15 protein-coding genes are annotated in these 19,197 nt (G+C 64.5%); 12 read left to right on the top strand and 3 right to left on the bottom strand.

What is annotated here, in order from left to right; translation table 11 throughout:
• Positions 1-109 precede the first annotated feature (109 nt).
• From PCO31110_RS06140 to PCO31110_RS06175, 8 genes are all read left to right on the top strand, one after another.
• Positions 110-3,790, top strand: a complete 3,681-nt coding sequence (locus PCO31110_RS06140) for a hydantoinase B/oxoprolinase family protein (RefSeq protein WP_150689850.1) — start codon at positions 110-112, stop codon at positions 3,788-3,790.
• Positions 3,791-3,947: 157 nt separating this feature from the next.
• Positions 3,948-4,352: a hypothetical protein gene (locus PCO31110_RS06145; protein ID WP_150689851.1), complete on the top strand. Its 405-nt coding sequence runs from the start codon at positions 3,948-3,950 to the stop codon at positions 4,350-4,352.
• Positions 4,353-4,365: 13 nt separating this feature from the next.
• Complete coding sequence (locus PCO31110_RS06150) at positions 4,366-4,890, top strand: hypothetical protein (RefSeq protein WP_150689852.1); 525 nt, start codon at positions 4,366-4,368, stop codon at positions 4,888-4,890.
• 77 nt (positions 4,891-4,967) lie between these two features.
• Positions 4,968-5,582: a hypothetical protein gene (locus PCO31110_RS06155; protein ID WP_150689853.1), complete on the top strand. Its 615-nt coding sequence runs from the start codon at positions 4,968-4,970 to the stop codon at positions 5,580-5,582.
• A complete protein-coding gene (locus PCO31110_RS06160) occupies positions 5,579-6,094 on the top strand; it encodes a tetratricopeptide repeat protein (RefSeq protein WP_010807599.1) in 516 nt (171 codons plus the stop codon). Before PCO31110_RS06155 ends, PCO31110_RS06160 begins: the two co-directional genes overlap by 4 nt.
• Positions 6,091-7,599: a type III secretion system translocon subunit SseC family protein gene (gene sctE / locus PCO31110_RS06165; RefSeq protein ID WP_150689854.1), complete on the top strand. Its 1,509-nt coding sequence runs from the start codon at positions 6,091-6,093 to the stop codon at positions 7,597-7,599. The genes PCO31110_RS06160 and sctE overlap by 4 nt, the downstream gene beginning before the upstream one ends.
• A gap of 59 nt (positions 7,600-7,658) precedes the next feature.
• Positions 7,659-8,333 carry a hypothetical protein gene (locus PCO31110_RS06170; protein WP_150689855.1) on the top strand — a complete coding sequence of 225 codons (675 nt, stop codon included), beginning with the start codon at positions 7,659-7,661 and terminating at the stop codon, positions 8,331-8,333.
• A gap of 4 nt (positions 8,334-8,337) precedes the next feature.
• Entirely contained in the window at positions 8,338-8,766 is a 429-nt protein-coding gene (locus PCO31110_RS06175) for a secretion system effector SseE (RefSeq protein ID WP_010807596.1), read from the top strand.
• A gap of 53 nt (positions 8,767-8,819) precedes the next feature.
• Here the strand turns inward: PCO31110_RS06175 and PCO31110_RS06180 are convergent, their stop codons facing one another.
• Both PCO31110_RS06180 and PCO31110_RS06185 read right to left on the bottom strand, forming a co-directional pair.
• On the bottom strand, positions 8,820-10,283 hold the full coding sequence (locus tag PCO31110_RS06180) for an SLC13 family permease (protein WP_150689856.1): 1,464 nt from the start codon (positions 10,281-10,283) through the stop codon (positions 8,820-8,822).
• Positions 10,284-10,372: 89 nt separating this feature from the next.
• Entirely contained in the window at positions 10,373-10,675 is a 303-nt protein-coding gene (locus PCO31110_RS06185; protein WP_010807594.1) for an addiction module antidote protein, read from the bottom strand.
• Between the two features lie 453 nt (positions 10,676-11,128).
• Between PCO31110_RS06185 and PCO31110_RS06190 the strand changes: the two genes are divergently transcribed.
• On the top strand, positions 11,129-11,458 hold the full coding sequence (locus tag PCO31110_RS06190) for a GIY-YIG nuclease family protein (RefSeq protein WP_246189736.1): 330 nt from the start codon (positions 11,129-11,131) through the stop codon (positions 11,456-11,458).
• Here PCO31110_RS06190 and PCO31110_RS06195 read toward each other — a convergent pair.
• Complete coding sequence (locus PCO31110_RS06195) at positions 11,430-12,704, bottom strand: serine hydrolase domain-containing protein (protein ID WP_174979329.1); 1,275 nt, start codon at positions 12,702-12,704, stop codon at positions 11,430-11,432. The genes PCO31110_RS06190 and PCO31110_RS06195 overlap by 29 nt on opposite strands.
• 474 nt (positions 12,705-13,178) lie before the next feature.
• Between PCO31110_RS06195 and mprF the strand changes: the two genes are divergently transcribed.
• The 3 genes from mprF to PCO31110_RS06210 all read left to right on the top strand — a co-directional run bounded on the left by mprF (position 13,179) and on the right by PCO31110_RS06210 (position 19,159).
• Complete coding sequence (gene mprF / locus PCO31110_RS06200) at positions 13,179-15,929, top strand: bifunctional lysylphosphatidylglycerol flippase/synthetase MprF (RefSeq protein ID WP_246189737.1); 2,751 nt, start codon at positions 13,179-13,181, stop codon at positions 15,927-15,929.
• Positions 15,926-17,689, top strand: coding sequence for a virulence factor family protein (locus PCO31110_RS06205; protein ID WP_217427262.1), 1,764 nt, complete (start codon positions 15,926-15,928; stop codon positions 17,687-17,689). The genes mprF and PCO31110_RS06205 overlap by 4 nt, the downstream gene beginning before the upstream one ends.
• 162 nt (positions 17,690-17,851) lie before the next feature.
• Entirely contained in the window at positions 17,852-19,159 is a 1,308-nt protein-coding gene (locus PCO31110_RS06210) for a solute carrier family 23 protein (RefSeq protein WP_150689859.1), read from the top strand.
• Positions 19,160-19,197 lie beyond the last annotated feature (38 nt).

Raw genomic sequence — 19,197 nt, forward strand, 5'->3', positions numbered from 1 at the left:
GGGCCCCGTGCCGGGAGACGTGCGCCTCGCGCCAACATGAATGACGACGGTATCTCTGCACCGTCACCCCCTTCGATTCTCGTTTGACCCTTGCTTTGCGAGTAACTCCATGACGAACGCTCTCACGCCCTCCGACCAAAATCGCGCGCCTGCGCATCAGACACCTTCGCGCTGGCAGTTCTGGATTGACCGTGGCGGTACCTTTACCGACATCGTGGCTCGCCGCCCGGACGGCGCGCTCGTCACGCACAAGCTGCTCTCCGAGAACCCGGAGCAGTATCGCGACGCCGCCGTCGCGGGTATTCGTCACCTGCTGGATCTGGCGCCGGGCGAGCCGATCACGCCCGCACAGGTCGACATGGTGAAGATGGGTACGACCGTCGCGACCAATGCGCTACTCGAACGCAAAGGCGAGCCGCTCGCGCTGGTGACGACGCAGGGCTTTCGCGACGCACTGCGCATCGCGTATCAGAATCGGCCGCGCCTGTTCGATCTGGACATCGCGTTGCCGGAAGCGCTGTATGCGCACGTGGTGGAAGTCGATGAGCGCGTCGGTGCGCACGGGGAAGTCGTGCGCGAACTAGACCTCGATGCGGCGCGCAGCGCCCTCGAGGCGGTCTATGCGAAGGGCGTTCGCGCACTCGCCATCGTGCTGATGCACGGGTATCGCTATCAGGCGCACGAAAAGGCGCTGGCGACGATGGCACGCGCGCTGGGCTTCACGCAGGTCTCCGTCTCGCACGAAGTCTCGCCGCTCATGAAGCTCGTCTCGCGCGGCGACACGACCGTCGTCGACGCCTATCTGTCGCCGATTCTGCGCCGCTATGTCGAGCAGGTCGCGCAGGAGATGCCGGGCGTCAATCTGCAATTCATGCAGAGTAGCGGCGGCCTCACGCGCGCCGATAACTTTCAGGGCAAGGACGCCATCTTGTCAGGACCGGCGGGCGGTATCGTCGGTATGGTGCGCGCATCGAGCGCGGCAGGCTTCGAGCGCGTGATCGGTTTCGACATGGGGGGCACGTCGACCGACGTGTCGCACTACAACGGTGAGTTCGAGCGCGTGTTCGAGACGCAAGTCGCGGGCGTACGCATGCGCGCGCCGATGATGAGCATTCACACGGTGGCGGCAGGCGGCGGGTCGGTGTTGTCGTTCGACGGCACGCGTTTGCGCGTGGGGCCGGATTCCGCGGGCGCGAATCCGGGGCCGGCGGCGTACCGTCGCGGCGGGCCGCTCACGGTCACCGACTGCAACGTCATGCTCGGCAAGATTCAGCCGGCGCACTTTCCGAAGGTGTTCGGTCCGAATGCCAACGAGCCGCTGGATCGGGATGTGGTTGTCGCGAAGTTCACGGCACTGGCCAATGACATCGAACGGGCAACGGGCCGGCGTCAGACGCCCGAAGCGCTCGCCGAAGGCTTCCTCGAGATTGCGATCGGGAGCATGGCCAACGCCATCAAGAAAATCTCGGTGCAGCGTGGCCACGACGTGAGCCGCTATGTGCTGACGACGTTCGGCGGCGCGGGCGGTCAACACGCCTGTGGCGTGGCCGATGCCCTCGGCATGACCAGGGTCTTCGCGCATCCGCTCGCCGGGGTGCTCTCGGCGTATGGCATGGGTCTCGCGGATCAGACGGCGATGCGCGAACGCATGATCGAAGCGCCGCTGTCGGAGGAAGGATTGGCCGCGCTTGACGACGCATTCGACGCGTTGGCGGACGAGGCGGCAGGCGCGTTGTTGTCGCAAGGCGTGCCGCCGTCGCGCATCGAGACCGTGCGTCGGGTTCATGTGCGCTACGCCGGTACCGATTCGGCGCTGGCCGTGCCGTTTGGCGACGTCGCACAGATGCGCGCCGCCTTTGAATCCGCCTATCGCCAGCGTTACTCGTTCCTGATGGACGGCGCGGCGCTGATTGTCGAAGTGGCGTCGGTCGAAGCCATCGGTCACTCGGACGCACCGGTCGACATCGCCCCGCTTGAAACGCGCACGTCGGGTGCGCCGCAGGTCGTCGATCACGTGAAACTGTACGCGGGCGGCGCGTGGCACGAAGCGGCGCTGTTCGCCCGCGACACGCTGCTCGCCGGCGATACCGTCGATGGCCCCGCCATCGTCGCCGAGAAGAGCGGCACGACCGTGGTCGAGCCGGGCTGGCAAGCCCAGATGAGCGCTCAGGGCAATCTCGTGCTCACGCGCGTGGTGCCACGTGAGACGCAACGTGAGGCGGGCGAAGGGGCAACGCAAGCCGATCCCGTGCGCCTCGAGATTTTCAACAATCTCTTCATGTCGATTGCCGAGCAGATGGGGTTGCGTCTGCAGAACACGGCGTACTCGGTCAACATCAAAGAGCGTCTGGACTTCTCCTGCGCGTTGTTCGATCGCGATGGCAACCTCATCGCCAATGCACCGCACATGCCGGTGCATCTGGGGTCGATGGGCGAGAGCATCAAGACCGTGATCGAACGCAATCGCGGTGCGATGCGTGAGGGCGATGTCTTCATGCTCAACGATCCGTATCACGGTGGCACGCACTTGCCTGACGTTACGGTGATTACACCGGTGTTCGTGACGGGTGAGGGCAGCAATGAGGAGGATGCGACCGAGCCCCTCTTCTATGTCGGCTCGCGCGGCCATCATGCGGATATCGGCGGCATTACGCCCGGCTCGATGCCGCCTGACTCGACGCACGTCGAAGAAGAGGGGGTGCTGATCGACAACTGGCAACTGGTTGCGGCGGGCGAACTGCGTGATCGGGAGACGCGCGACCTGCTGGCCGGTGCTCGCTATCCGGCACGCAATGTCGACCAGAACATGGCCGACCTGCGGGCGCAGGTGGCGGCGAACCAGAAGGGCGTGGACGAACTGCGCCGCATGGTGAGCGAATTCGGGCGCGACGTCGTGCTCGCCTACATGGGGCATGTGCAGGACAACGCCGAAGCCGCCGTGCGACGTGTGATCGGCGCGCTGGCCGACGGGCATTACCGCTACGCACTGGATAACGGCGCGGTGATCGAGGTCGCCATTCGCGTCGATCACGCCACCCACACGGCAACCATCGATTTCACGGGAACGTCGGCGCAACTGCCTAACAACTTCAACGCGCCGCGCGCCGTGTGCATGGCCGCCGTCCTGTACGTCTTCCGCACGCTGGTTGACGACGACATTCCGCTCAATGCGGGCTGTCTGAAACCGCTGACGGTGATCGTGCCGCAGGGTTCGATGCTCAACCCCGTCTACCCGGCGGCGGTGGTGTCGGGCAATGTGGAGACATCGTCTGCCATCACCAACGCACTTTACGGTGCGCTGGGCCGTGTGGCGTCGAGTCAGGGCACGATGAACAACTTCACGTTCGGCAACGAGACGTATCAGTACTACGAGACCATCGCGGGCGGCAGCGGTGCGGGCGACGGCTTCCACGGCGCAGATGCCGTGCAGACGCACATGACGAATTCGCGTCTGACCGACCCGGAAGTGCTGGAGTGGCGCTATCCGGTACGGCTGGAGAGCCATCGTATTCGCACCGGGTCGGGCGGCGCGGGGCGTTGGCATGGCGGTAACGGCGCGGTGCGGCGTATTCGTTTCCTCACGCCGATGACGGCGTCGATTCTCTCCAACAATCGCGTTCATGCACCTTTCGGTGCACAGGGCGGCGCCGTTGGCGCGCTGGGCGCGAACTATGTCGAACGGGTGGACGGCTCACGCGAAGCTCTGGCACACATCGGACGTACGCAGATGCAGCCGGGCGATATCTTCGTCGTCGAAACGCCAGGAGGAGGCGGCTTCGGCGTGGCCTGAGTGATCCGCCACGAGGGAATCCGCCGCGCGATGGGAATTCGCTGAAGCGCGGCGTGATACCGGAAGGGAATGCTGCCTTTGCAAAGGCGAGCACCGAGCGTCTTCGTACGATGCGTTATGTCTTGAACGACTGACCGCAACATACGGAGGCGCTCTCATGTCTGACCCGTTGCAACACCCGATTCTCCCGTCTGCCGCATCCACCGATCCGGAAACCAGTGTGGCAGACGAGCTTCTCGTTCAGTACGAACGCGCGTGTGCCGAAATGCAGTTGGCCGGGCGCAAGTTGCACCGCCAGATGCAGGAGTATCAAGCGGTGCTCGACGAAGTCGCCCGTCTCGAAGCGGCGGGCACATCCGACGCCCGCGAGAAGCTCAAGCGTCTTGAGGCGCTCGTCGAGAGCGAAGCCTTTCAGCGCGACGACCGCGAAATTCGCCGCATGACCGCCGCGCTTGCGCACACCATCGAGCGGATGCGAGCCGATGCGCCCGTGCCACTCGACGACACCCCGGCCTCTCCCGCGAAACGTGCGCCAGCCGCCGTACGTCGCGTGTGCGCCTGAGACGAGGTTGCGCATGATCGATCGAATCTCCGGCGCGTCGTCGCCCACCCACCCCTACGGCGCCTCCGCCATCGGTGCGAGCCCCGCGGCCTCCCAGAACCCGCTGCTCTCGACGATGGGCCTCGCCCACGATCGACTGAGCACATTGCAGTCGATGGCCGATACATGGCTCGCGTCGGCACAGACTCGCGTGAACGTCGCCCGTGAAGCCAGCGGGTTTGCGACGTTGGCAAGCGAGATGGCAAAGCGCGCTGCGGATGGCGCGAAGCAGGAAGTGCTGCCGAAAACGCTGCGCGACTTCGCCGTCGAGCACGCACTCGTATCGCCGCAAGCCGCCGACGCGCCGTTTGACGCCGCAAGTCTGCAAGCCCTCGCGTCGCAACTCCAGTCGCTGGCGTTGACCGACGGCGCATCGAGTACGCGCGAGCAAATCCAGCTCAAGCGCTTCGTTACCAGCTACGACAACACCCTCACGCTCTACAACGCGGTGATCGCCCGACTTGGCGAAGTCACGAAGAAGATCGTGAACAGCCTGTAGGGGGTGGCGTGTGCCACCGGGTACTGCTTTCAGGTCGCCTTCCGGCCTCGATTTCACTTATTTCAGGATCCAACCTCATGATGACTATCCAGCCCACCTCCAGCTTCGCTTACCCGTCGTCCGGTCTGACGCGCGACGTCAACGTCGGGGGGCGCAAGATTTCGCTCGATTTTCACGGAACGCTCGCGCAATACGCGATGTTGATGATGGAGATGAACAACGGCGAAGCGCAAAACATGATTCAGGAGATGCAGCGGCGCCAGAAGGAAGGGCAAGAGGCGCGCGACGTGTCGAATCAGATCGAATCGCTGATCAACGACATCGGCTCGGACACCTCGAAGAAAGTGGCGGTCGGTGACGGCATTCGCGGATTCTTCGACAAGTACAACATCGAGATCACCGTGTACGCCGACGGCACGAAGAAGACGATGAAGGAGTGGGAGTTGCGCGACAAGCGGGTCGGGGAGAGCGGCTACACGACCTACACGGGCGAATACTCGGCCGCCAACCTGCGCTCGCTCAAAGCCGCCGCCGAGGGCTTCACCGAGCAGGCGTCCGACAGCCGCACGGTCGACCAGATCAAGATCAACAAGAAGCTTCAGGAATACAACGGCGCCTCGACGCTGGTGAACACTATCTACAGCTCGCAAGGCTCGCAGCTCAACCAGATCAACGGGTCGATGCGCACGTGAGCACGCCAACGCCCCCGGAAGCCACGCTGCCGGAACTCGACGCGGACGAAGCGCAAGCCGTCCTCTCGCAGTTCTTCGAAAGCGGCGGCGCACTGCGCATGCTGGCCGATCTCGACGAGGACGATCTGGCGCGCGTTCGTGCGCACGCCGGTCAGCGTTTCGCTCAAGGACAGATCGCGGCCGCGCAACGTGTGTACTTCGTGCTCGCCACGCTCGACCAATGGTCGTTCGACGATTGGTACGGGCTCGGGCTCTGCTACCAGCGGCTCGGGCAGCACGAGCAGGCGCTGCCGTGTTTCGCGAAGGCAGGCGTAATTCGCGTATCCGATCCGCGTCCGCCGTATCTCGCCGGGATGAGTTACGAGCATACGGGCAACCGGGAATTCGCACGCAAGTCCTATGACGCCACGCTGCGTGTGTGCGGCCAACTGCCCGAGCACGACGCACTGGCGCGCTCGGCCCGTGCGCGGCGCGACGCGCTGAATGTCTCTTCGGAACCTCAAACCCTATGACAGTCATTCATTCCCCGCAGGCCGGCTACGTGCCGGCCTGGAACAGCCGCGTCACCGACGCATCCGCTGCCGACACGGCAGACGAAGCGATCGAATCGGGCGATGCCACGCGCAAACGGCGTGAGCGCAGCGACTGGCTCCGCACCGAGGACTTCGCGCCGGACACGTCGACCGGCGCCGATTGGCGCGAGGCCGATGGGGCGTTTGCCCGCCTGCTCGGCCATCTCTTCGCGGCAGGCAGCGGACTCGCGGCAAACGCGCTGCGTTCGACGAATCCGCAGGGCGAAGCGAACCTCTCCGCCCTTGAGAATGTCGATCCGTCCACGCTCGCCATGATGGCCTCGATGCTCGCGATGGACGCATTGGGCGACACCGCGAAGTCTACGCAGCGTGCGCTGGAGTTGCTGGGTGTGCGGCAGGAGAAGCTGCGTCAGGAGGACATCAAGAAGTATCGCGAGCAGATGGACGCGAAGACCGAAGATGCGAACAAGGCGCGCAAGGGCGGCATCTTCGGCGTGGTGTTCGACTGGCTCATCGCGGCGGTCGATGTTGTGGTAGGTGCGGTCAAGGTGGTGACGGGCATCCTCACGATGAACCCGCTGATGATTGCCGGCGGCGTGGCCGATGTGGGGGCGGGGATCGCCGGGCTCGGCGCGGCGTTCCACAAGACGATGGCGCTGGTCGACCCGAAGAACGCGGATTACCACGAGAAGGAAGCCACCAAGTGGGGGCATGCGCAGTTGGCGTTCCAGATGCTTGGCATGGTCATCGGCTTTGGTACGTCGATTGGCGGGTTCCTCGCCAAGCGTGCGACCACCAAGGCGGCGAGTCGCGTATTCAAGGCAGGCGCGAGCGAAGCGTTGGAGCAGGCCGTCAAGTCGGGCGACAAAGCTGCTATCGGCGCGATCAAGACGCGCGTGGTCTCGGAGGTCGGATTCGTGATCGGCAACGAGGTTGGCAAGCGCGTTGGCCGGTCGTTGCTGCAAAACGGCACACAAGGCGCGCGCCGACTGGCGAAAGCGGGTTTCAATCGCATGGCCGAGCAGTTCACGCAGCAGATGGTCGAGCAGATGGCCTCGCGCGCTTTCGACAAGGTTGTGAAGAACGCCGCGAAGCAGGTCGCTCGCGGCAAGGCCGTGAGTGCCAAGACGCTGACCCAATCGTTCACGTCGAGTATGAACTTGCAAGGCTACTTCGCGCTGGCGCGCGGTTCGTGGTCGCTCTCAAGTGCCGTGCGCGGCGTGTTCTCCGGAGCCAGTGCCCTTGGGCAGGGAATCGTCGGCGTACAGCGCGCGAAACTGCAACTGGAAGCTCGCGACCTTGCCGTCGACATGATGTGGCTGCAAATGCTCATGCAAATAAACGGCGATGACAAGAAGCGCACCGCGAAGTCCATGGAAACGCTCGTGGGACAGCAGAGCGACATTGCCGTATCGATGGGTGAGCAGGTGCAGAAGACCGGCGAGATGCGCATCCGAATTGCAGCCTCGCTCGCAAGAGCGTGAGTGAGTGCTGATTCATCAGGCACGGCATCCGTCGTGCCTTCTACGTACGGAGTGACGACATGATTACTGCATTGAATTCGACGTCTTCGGCGCATCGTCAGACGGACATCGCAACCCTCGAAGCCCAACAACGTGCCGCGTCTGGCGGCGAAGATTCGCAAGTGTTGCCGCGTATCCGGGAGAAGGTCGATGGGCTTCAGTCCGCGCAAACGCTCATCGCACTGTTTCTCGCCATGCGAATTGCCGAGCGCAATACCGATCAATCGTATCGCACGCGTCATGACGCGATGGTTTTCGAGCGCGGTTTGACGGCACGCTCGGAGAAGTACAAGGCCAACCAGTCGCACTATTCCGCAGGCCTGCATTCGGCCATCGGAGGAATCGTTTCGGGGACGTTCTCGCTGGTAGGCGGTGTCGGCTCCGGGGCGGCGGGTTTCGGCGGTGAACTCGGCAAACTGAGAACGGTTGGCACTGCGGTCGGCGAGACGACGAAAGGTTTCAGCCAGTTCGTGAAGTCGCCGTTCGATATCGTGTCGAACGACGAATCACTCGCCGGTCGCGACAACGACGTGCTCGGCGAATTCGAGATGTCGCTCACTGACGAGACGCGTCGCACCAACGATCGGCTGCGTCAGCGAATCGATTCGTCGAGTGCCGATATCCGCGATGTGTCGCGCTCGATGTACGGCATGATCGGGCAGCAGATCACGAAGATGTACGACACCATCCGATAAGCCCATGACAGTCTGCGAGCGCGCCGTTGCGGCATTTTTCAGGAGTCACCGTTTTTCGGCGCGCGTTGAAGTCTGCGAGCGCACGCGCGTCGCAGTGGGACAGCGCGTCGAGAACGGCGAGCTGTCCCTTTGTCATCGTCTCGACAAAGTGGCCTCGGGCATGGTGCTCACGATCACCGATTTCCGGTTGAGTCCGGAGTCCAAAGCGGGGGAGCATGCCGTGCGGCGCTTTTGCCAACTGATCCGCACGCTATTGCGCACGGTGCCGCATGTCGGCTACGTGCGCGGCATGATCCTGCCCGGTGTGAGTGACACCCGCCTTCGCACTGTACGTCTGCGGCTCGGCGCGATTCTCGAGCGCGAAGGGGCGTTCTGGCGGGAGGAGGACGGCGACCGTTGGCTGGTCTTTTGCCGCGAACCCAGCCGGGGATAGGGCATGCGCTGTGCCCGCATCGCGTCGGCCACCGTATGGCTTGGCAGGGGAATTCAGGGCAGCATGCCGAGCAGACGCCACCAGAGATAGTCGAGCGGAAAGAGAAAGACGAGCGTGACGATCGTCATGACGAGGGTAAGCCGCGTGCCATCGCGCATGCCGACGCCACCCAGATGCATGGCAATCATCATCGGCGGGCTTTGATAGGGCAGCAGCACGGTGGAAAACACCGGCACTTGCAGCATCAGTACGGTATAGAGCGGCAGGCCACTGGCGGTGGAAAGGTGCCCTGCCAGTGGCGTGAGCACGGCGGGCAGTCCGGGTAGCGTCGCCACGAGCCCGATGGCCGCACCGATGGCAATCAGCCACGCGGCATTGATCGCGGGTGTGCCTGGGGTCATGCCGACGGCATCCAGACAGAGTTGCGCGACCTTTTCTCCCAGTCCCGTATCTGCCACTACGGCGCCAACGCCGAGAAAGCCGGCGACGTAGACGAGCGGCGTGATGTGCATCTGTTCGGTGAAGGTCTTCGGCGTGACGATGTGAATGGCGGGCAGCAGACAGAGGATGGCGGCGGCCACGGAGATCCACGCGGGAGAGATGCCATGCCACGCGTCGGTGGCGAAACCGGCGAGGGCGAGCGCGAGCAGTGCCGACAGGCGTCGCGCATCGCGCGTGAGCGGCGGCGCGGCATTGGTCGACGCGTTAGTCAGCGGGCCGTCATCCGGGAACAGGCGGCAGATCGCCCACACCAGCACCGCAGCTTTGAGCGCACCGAGTACCGGGAAGTGCAGCAGCAGATACGGCGCGTAGTGCAGCTTTACGCCATAGAACGAGTCCGCCGCGCCCATGAGCACGCTGTTCGGAATGTTCGCGGGCAGGATCGTCGTGGGCGGCATATAGCTCGCGGCGGCGACTGTCATCACGAGGCCGGTGCGTCCGCGCCGTCCTTCGGTAAGACCGATGCGCTCTGCGAGCGCGAGCACGATGGGGATGAGCAGCAGAATCCGGCCGGTCGTCGACGGCATGACGAAGGCCAATCCCACGCACGCGACCATCACCGATGCGACATAACGCGGATACGTCGGACGCTTCAGTGCGAAGACCGTCGCCGCGAGACGCGAACCGAGTCCCGTCGTGCGCACGGCGATGCCCGTGACGGCGCCACCGAAGACAAGCCACCACGCCGCCGAATGAAAGCCCGCGAAGATCACCTCGGGCTTCGCCACGTGCAGTAGCACGGCGAGCAGGAAGAACGTCAGCGTCGTGATCGGTTCGGGGAACATGCCGAACGCCCACGCACCGATAGTGAAGAGGACGAGCACGGCCGCCTGCGCCGCCGTGGATGACAGGCCAAGCGTGGTGCTGCCATGGCTGGCCGCCCATAGAGCGAGTGCGAGCAGCACATAGGCGGCGTAACCGCCAAGGGCGCGCACGCGGGCATGCAATCGCTCGCGGCGCAGGATGTCGGAAGCGGGCGGCAGGTGCTGTGTCTCGGGTGAAGCAGAGTCAGTCATGGCGCTTGTCGTTTTGATGATGGGCCAGAAGGGGGGGCGTTATCGTCTGCTACGTATAACGCAAAGGTGACTTCACAACTCGCTCGAATTCAGCGGTGCGCTGTTCGATTGGGGACGGCCGAAAACGTGACCCCCAACGCATGCATGACTCGCAATATTGTAAAGAAGCGAGGTTGAGCGTTTGGCGCAAGTGCTTTGTACAGACTTTCTCGGCCGAGACCGGCCGCCAGTGCCACCTGCGTCATGCCTTTCGCTTTCGCGACGTCGGCAACCGCAGAAAGGAAGATCGCGGCGTCATTCTCGTCGAGCGCCGCATTCAGGTACTCGGCGATCATTTCGTCACTGTCCAAATACTCCGATGCATCGAAGCATGTTATGTCAGCGTGACTCATCTTGATAATTCCTTCTTGATGTGACTCCACAGGGTTTTCGCCCGCGCATCTCAGCGCGCTTGATGCGGACAAGGATTCTTGCTTTGGCTGCCGTATCCCGAAGCCCGTTCAGCCACCTGCGGAACGCACCACTCTGATTGATGATGTACATGCAGATTGTATCCAATTGGATACAAAAGTCAAAGATTGCCCCGATTTGAATTTTGCTTGCTGCCTCAGTGGTCACCCGTGGAGGCTTGGGGGAATTGTCGATGCCGATTCGACGATAAGTCGAGTTGTCCGCTGGTCTCGTAGGCGACCTGGCACCTCATACGCCATAATTCGGATCGCCCGGCTGCGATGAAGTCTTCACCGGGATTGCGCGTGGCCGACAGAAATGCCAGGCGCAGGCCTCACATGATCTTCAATGAGTCGATGCGGGGAAGTATCCGTGTGTACGGAATGAACAAAGTCATGACCGCCGCAACCCCGAAACCCTGGTTCCTCTACCTGCTGGAGTGCGCAGGCGGACGCATCTACACCGGCATCACCGTCAATGTGGAGGCGCGCTACGCGGCGCATGTCGCGGGCAAGGGGGCGCGCTTCACGCGTGCCTATGCGCCCTCGCGCGTGCTCCTCGCGCTTGCGTTTGCCGACCGTTCGGCGGCCTCGCGGGCCGAGTATCGCGTCAAGCAATTGACTGCGTCGCAGAAGCGCGCGCTGATCGCAGGTAAGTGGGTGTGCGATTTCGGTGGTGTCGACGTCGCCGCCGGCATCAAGGCACCAGCCGCGCCTGACGAATGATCCGGCGCACGTCGCGCTGAATCGCACCGAACTGACCGCGCGAGGGGATGGGCGACACGACCAACGCCCAGCTGTCGCCCGGCACGGTCTTCTCCACCACGGTGTAATAGGTCGACTGCGTGCGGAAGAAGTCGGCAATGCCGTCGTGACTGATGCGGTAACTGCGCTCGCCGGCGCCCGTCAGCATGAATACGCCGAGCGTGTAATACACGTCGCGATCGGCATTCACTGGCCCTGACTGCTTGTCGAGCAACAGCGTGCGCAACGTCTTCTCGGTGAGCAGGCCCGGATGGCGAATGTCGAATACCTGCCACACCTTGAGCAGTGCGCCCGTCGACATCTGCCATCCGGCGAACGGCGCCAGCAGACGCCAGCTATCCGGCAGCTTGGCCTCTGTCACGCCGAGCGGTGCGAAGATGTTCTTCTCGCAGAAGTCCTTGTAATCCTCACCGGAGACGGCTTCGATCACCATGCCGAGCAGCAGGTACGAGACGTTGGAGTAGACGAAATCCGACTTGCCGCTGGAGTGCCCGGCTTCGCCCGCGTCGAGATAGTTGAAGAAATCGGCGCTGCCGCCGACGCGCCGGATCGCGAGCCCGCTGAACAGACCATTGACGGGATCGTTGAAACCGTTCGTCGCCAGACCTGCGCGATGCGCGAGCAAACGTCTCACGGTCAACTCGCGCAGCGACGGATCGAGGGGCTTGCCGTGTTGCTTCGAATAAGCGTCGAGCAGATCGCCGAGTCTGGCGTCGAGCGAGAGCTTGCCCTGTTGCACGAGCAAGGCAATGCCGATGGCCGTCACCGATTTCGACAGACTGGCGACGGGCAGTAACTGTTGAACCTCGTCGCCCGGCGTTGCCGCTTCGAGCACGCCTCCGGCATCCGATTCTGTGCGTAACCAGACGTGCGACAGGTTGTAGCGCTCCTTGAGTTGCGCGACACCCTGCGCGAGGGTCGATTGACCGATTGGGACGGCCGGTTGGATCGGCACGGCCATGCCGGACGACGGTAGCGCGACGACTGTATTGCCGGCGCTCGCAGCGCTCGCCTGTGAAGTGGATTGTGCGAGCGCATGGCTCGCGATCATCAGCGTGGCAGCGCCCAGCAGGACACCCAGGACAGCACGGCGCACAGACGCACCGCATCGGCCCATAGCGCGCACGACGGCATGCGAATTGCATCGCAATGCCAACGGCGTATTCAGACGTGCCCCTGCCGGACGGCTATGCCGTTCGACGTTCATGACAACTCCCCCCGCGCACGATGCTTCGAACCGCGAAGCGACTCTCTTCGGAGTCGGAATGGTTCGGTGTGCGCACGTGCCGCATTGCGGCGATCTTCGAAATCGAAGTTTAGGAAAAACTTCGTTCAAATGGCTATTAAAAACCCGGTATTTTACATTAAGTTGCACATATCGCGGCCTGCCGCTCATGGCTATGCGCAATCGTGCGGAGGCAACCCGCCGAGGCGGAGCACGGCGCGCCGGATGTCACCGGTATCGGACCGCCGCCATTCCCTCGCATCGCAAGAGATCGGGCGGGATCTCTCGCCACACGGGGCTCTCCGGGGACGACGGCCGTTTTGTCAGCCGTCACGGACAAGACCTGTCACGCATCGGGGTGTAAGCTATCGCCCAAACAGGCTCCGACTCGCCCATAGGCCGTAGGGGCGGCGTCCCGAAGATGGCGTCGTGCCGGCCCAAAGGCTCGACCGATACATGACTGAACCCTCCCGCGCGCGCCCGAGCCGGCCCGCAGATGCTCCTTCCCCGGTGGCGTTGCCAATGACCACCGGCGGACCCCATGCTGCGGCACCTGCCGCCGGCGGGGCGAGTGGCAGCCCGCCCGGGCCGCCCCCCATTCCACCGCTGCCACCCGCCGAGGCCGCCTGGCTCGCACTGCCAGCCCCGTTGCGCTGGCTCCGGCGTGTTCCGTGGAGCGCCGCACGGCCCTGGCTGATCGTCGCCGGTATCGCGCTGCTCGGGCTCTTCGTCTTCGACGCGCTGCATCACATGCTGCGCCATGTGCATTACGACGATATCGTTGCCGCGATTCACAACACGCCCCTGACGCGCCTGGTGCTTGCCATGCTGGCAACCCTGGCGAGCTACGCGGCGCTGACCGGTTATGACATTTCCGGGCTGCGCTTCGCCGGGGCGACGGTCAGGCGTTCGACCGTCGTACTTACCTCGTTCATCGCTTACGCGTTGGGCAACTCCGTCGGCCTTGGGGTGCTCACGGGCGGCACCGTACGGATGCGGATGTATGCGGCCGCCGGCATCGATGCGTCGAAGGTCGCGCACGCCGTGGCGTTCAACACCGGGGCGTTCGGGCTAGGCATGACGGTGTTCGGTTCGCTCGGCATGTTGTGGGGCGCATCGCGCGTCTCGGCGCTGGTGCCGATTCCGGCTTGGATGCTGCAGGCATTCGCCGTGCTGCTGCTGGCCGGGGCGGTCGCCTTTCTCATCCTGTGCGCCCGTAGGCGCACGGTGTCTCTGTTCGGCCGTTGGCCTGTGCCGCTGCCGCCCATTGACCTCGCATTGCGCCAGTTGCTGATCTCCGCCGCCGATCTGGGCATGGCCGCTGCCGCATTGTGGTGCCTGCTGCCTGCGGGCGTGGTGGATCTGCCGACCTTCGTCGTCTTCTATGCGATTGCCATGGCACTCGGTGTGCTCAGTCATGTGCCGGGCGGCGTAGGGGTGTTCGAGGCCGTGATTCTTCTCGCGACGCACGGCCACGCCCCCGTCAGTCAGGTGGCCGGGGCGCTGGTGCTCTATCGCGGCATCTACTACCTGCTGCCGTTGATGCTCGCGGCGTGCCTGCTCGCCGGTTTCGAACTGCGTCAGGGTCCGGCGGTACCGATCGGGCGAGCGGCCGTGCGGCTCTTTCCCGGCCTGCTGGCGGCGCTCACGCTCGTTGCCGGGGTGATGCTGCTGATCTCGGGCGTGACGCCGGCCACCCGCGATGCGGAAGACTTCCTGCGCGCTCATGTGCCGCTGTTCCTTGTGGAGCTGTCGCACTTGCTCGGCAGCGTGGCTGGGCTGGCGATGCTGTTCCTCGCGCGTGGTCTGCTGCACCGGCTCGATGCGGCATGGTGGGGCTCGCTCGGCCTGACGATCGTCGCGGCGGTGCTGGCAATTCCGAAGGGCATCGCGCTGTCGGAGTGCTTCGTGCTGGCCGTGCTCGCCACGTTGTTGCTCGTCTCGCGCAAGCAGTTCGACCGGCGCTCGTCGCTCTTCACGCAGACGTTCGAGCCGGGCTGGATCATTGCGGTGCTGTCGGTGCTGGGCGCGTGTACATGGCTGATGTTCATGGCGTACCGCCGCGTGGGCTACGCGAATCAGCTCTGGTGGCAGTTCACGTTCGACGGCGATGCGCCGCGCTCCATGCGTGCGTTGATGGTGGTGGCCGTGATGGGTCTGGGGCTGTCGCTGTGGCAACTGCTGCGTCAGTCCCCCGGCGCGGTGGTGCCGGCAAGCGAAGAAGAACTGGCGCGCGCGCGGGCCGTCATCCGCAAGCAAGCGGCTGCCGACGCCTGTCTCGCGCTCATGGGCGACAAGAGCTTTCTGTTCTCGCCATCGGGCAACGCGTTCATCATGTACGCGAAGCATCGCCGCTCGTGGATATCGCTCTCGGACCCGGTCGGCGATCAGAAGGAGTGGCCCGAACTGATCTGGCGCTTCATCGAACTGGCCGACGCACATGGCGGGCGCGCGGCGTTCTACAAGACGCGTCCGCAGGCGCTGCCGCTGTATATCGACGCCGGACTGCGCGCTTTCAAGCTCGGTGAGGAGGCGTTTGTCTCGCTGCCGGAGTTCAGCCTGCAAGGCTCGCGTCGCGCGAATCTGCGCCATGGGGTGACGCGCGGCGAGCGCGACGGGCTGACGCTGGAGATCGTGCCGCCCGAGGCAGTAGCGCCGTACATCGCGGAGATGCGGCGGGTGTCGAATGCATGGCTCGCGCGACAGCACACGCGTGAGAAGGGCTTCTCGCTCGGCGCGTTCGACGATGCCTACGTCGCACGTCAGCCGGTGGCGCTCGTGCGTCGCAACGAGCGGCTTGTGGCGTTCGCCACGCTAATGTGCCCCGACGTACAGCGCATCGAGGCGAGCATCGACCTGATGCGACAAGTCCCCGATGCGCCGCCGGGCACGATGGACTTCCTGTTCGCGAAACTGATGCTGCATTTCAAAGCGCAGGGCTATCAGCGTTTCGGTCTGGGCATGGCGCCCATGTCGGGCATGCAGACGCATCAGCTCGCGCCTCGCTGGCATCGCTTCGGCCGCATGATGTTCGCGCACGGCGCGCGCTTCTACAACTTCCGGGGGCTGCGCAGCTTCAAGGACAAATTCGATCCGCAATGGGAAGCGCGTTATCTGATGACGCCGGGCGGTATCGCGCCGATGTTCACGCTGGCCGACGTGGCGGCGCTCGTGGGCGGTGGCTGGAAAGGGATGATTACCAAATGACGGGGAACACGATGGTGACGCGCGGCAAGGCGGACGAAAAGCACGCGAGATCGCGTAATCGCGCGTACGACACTCACGCCCCGCGCTGGGCGCGTCGCATCGGTGTCAGTGTCGCCGCATGCGCGGTGACGATGACGTCCGCCGCCGCACTGGCCCAGGTGTCGACCCCGATGGCATCCACGGCATCGATGGCGACTGCGGCGGCAGCGGCAACGCGCCCCAATGTGCTCAAACCCGCCCCCAGGCCGGGGCCGGTCGCACAGCCCCCGGCCGCAGCGTCGAGCGTGCCTGCGCAGGTGTTGCCCCAGGCTGCCGCAGCCTCCGGCGCAGGCAACGCCGCGCCGGAGATCATGACGCATGGCCGCTTCGAGTCTGTGCCCATCTTCCGTCCGCAAGGCGAGCCGAATGCGACGGTGCTGTTCTTCTCTGACGACGACGGCTGGACGCCGCGTGCCGAACGCATGGCCCGCGCGCTCGCGGACACCGGGGCGCTCGTAGCTGGCATCGACACCGCCCGGTTGATAGCCAACTACACCAAAGACGACATTGCCTGCGTCTACGCGGCGGGCGATCTCGACAACTTTGGCCGATGGGTCGAGGCGGCGGTGAAGCTGCCCGGCTATACCCCGCCGATTCTCGTTGGCGATGGCGTAGGCGGTACGTTTGCCTACGCGATGCTCGCGCAGGCGGGAAGCGACACGTTCTCGGGCGCGTTGTCCGTCGACTTCTGTCCGGTGCTGCCGATGTCCCGGCCGCTGTGCCAGGGCGAAGGCGTGCATTTCGGACGCGGCATCACGCACACGGCAGGCGGCGCGCCGATGCGATTGCTGCCCGCGCCCGTCATGAGTGCGCCGTGGATGACGATGGGCGGTCCGATGGGCGGCCCCGCCGCGCGTGCGCCGCGCTGCTCGGATCGGGTGGCGCAGGAATTCGCCGCGCGCACGCCGAACGCGACCTGGCTCGTCGGCGGGCTCGCGGGCAGTCTGGGGGCTGTCGATACCTCCGGCACGCCATCCGCCACGGGCGCCCCGTCGATCCCTGTGCTGGCCGATTGGGTGACGCAGTACAAGAACGCATTCCGGCGTCTGAACGCGCATCACGTGGCCGGCACGGCCCGTCCGCCTGCGGCGGTGGCCGACTTGCCGGTCATCGAGGTGCCGGCCACGGGCAAGCCTGCGGCGAACATGGCTGACACCTTCGCCATCCTGCTCTCGGGCGACGGCGGTTGGGCCGGACTCGACCGCGACGTCGCCGGCGCGCTCTCCGCGCACGGCATTCCCGTGGTCGGCATCGATTCGCTGCGCTACTTCTGGTCGGCGCGCACGCCGGCGTCCGGCGCGCTCGACATCGATCGCCTCATGCGCTTCTATCAAACGCGCTGGAACAAGAAGCGCGTGATCCTCATCGGCTACTCACAAGGCGCCGACGTGCTGCCGTTCATGGTCAATCGTCTGCCCCCCGTGGCCCGCGAGCGTGTCGGGTTGCTTGTGCTGATGGGACTCGGCCAGAAAGCGGATTTCGAATTCCGTATGACCAACTGGGTGATGTCGAGCCAGAACGGTCTGCCGATTCGTCCGGAAGTGGAGCGTCTGCCTGACGGGATGGCCATGTGCGTATATGGCGCCGACGAAAACGACAGCAACTGCCCGGGGCTCGATCCCAAGCGCGTTCAGGTTGTGAAGATGCCGGGCGGTCATCATTTCGACGGCAACTACACCGGGTTGGCCGACGTCATTCTCCAGGGGGTCGGCAAACGTTGACGGCGGGCTGTCGTGCCCGGCCAACGTATCGGGGTGTGCTTTTTCTCGCCTTGCCTTCCGTGCGGGCGCTCCGTACACTGCCGCCAGTTTTCCCATCGACCCACGCGCCGCTCGTTCCACACATGTCGCACGAGGTGGCACGGCACACAGGAGAAGATCGACATGGCTGAGGGTTACTTCCCGAAGTGGCAGCAACAGGACACGGGCACCGGCCGCGTGATCGCCCCGGATGAGCGTCTGCCCTGGCCGCAGACCATCGCGATGGGGGTGCAACACGTGGTCGCCATGTTCGGCTCGACCGTGCTCGCGCCGTTGCTCATGGGCTTCGACCCGAATCTCGCGATCTTCATGTCGGGCATCGGCACGTTGCTGTTCTTCGTGCTCGTGGGCGGGCGTGTGCCCAGCTATCTCGGTTCGAGCTTCGCCTTCATCGGTCTCGTCATCTCGGTGACGGGCTATGCCGGCAGCGGTCCGAACCTGAATATCCCGGTGGCGCTCGGCGGCATCATTGCGTGCGGCGTGCTCTACGCCGTCATCGGCCTGATCGTGATGGCCGTGGGCACCCGCTGGATCGAAGCGCTCATGCCGCCGGTGGTGACGGGGGCCGTGGTGGCCGTCATCGGCCTGAACCTCGCGCCGGTCGCCGTGAAGGGCGTCTCGGCCACCAGCTTCGATACGTGGATGGCGCTCGTGACGGTGCTGTGTGTGGGGCTGGTCGCGGTGTTCGCGCGCGGCATGGTGCAGCGTCTGTTGATTCTCGTGGGCCTGTTGCTCGCCTACGTGCTCTACGCCGTGCTGACCAACGGCATGGGCCTCGGTAAGCCCATCGACTTCTCCATCGTGGCAAACGCCGCATGGTTCGGCCTGCCGCATTTCGCTGCGCCGGTGTTCAAGCCGGAAGCTATGGTGCTGCTCGCTCCCATCGCCATCATTCTGGTGGCGGAGAACCTCGGTCATATCAAGGCGGTGAGCGCCATGACCGGGCAGAATCTCGACCGCTACATGGGCCGCGCGTTCCTCGGCGACGGGTTGGCGACCATTGTGTCGGGCAGCGTCGGCGGCACGGGCGTGACCACGTATGCAGAGAACATCGGCGTGATGGCCGTCACGAAGATCTATTCGACGGTGGTCTTCGCCGTGGCGGCGGTGATCGCGCTGGTGCTGGGCTTCTCGCCGAAGTTCGGCGCGGTCATCCAGACGATTCCCGGCCCGGTGCTGGGCGGCGTGTCGATCGTGGTGTTCGGTCTGATTACGGTGGCCGGTGCGCGCATCTGGGTGCAGAACAAGGTCGACTTCTCGGATAACCGCAACCTGATCGTCGCAGCCGTCACGCTGGTGCTCGGTGCGGGCGACTTCACGCTGAAGTTCGGTAACTTCTCGCTGGGCGGCATCGGTTGCGCCACGTTCGGCGCGATCATCCTCTACGCGCTGCTGCGCGGACGCAGTGCATCGACGCCGGCGGCGATGTAATACGTTTCGTTTTCGCGCCACAGGGGTGGCGCAGTGGC

The sequence above is a fragment of the Pandoraea communis genome (assembly GCF_902459745.1).
GTDB lineage: Bacteria > Pseudomonadota > Gammaproteobacteria > Burkholderiales > Burkholderiaceae > Pandoraea > Pandoraea communis.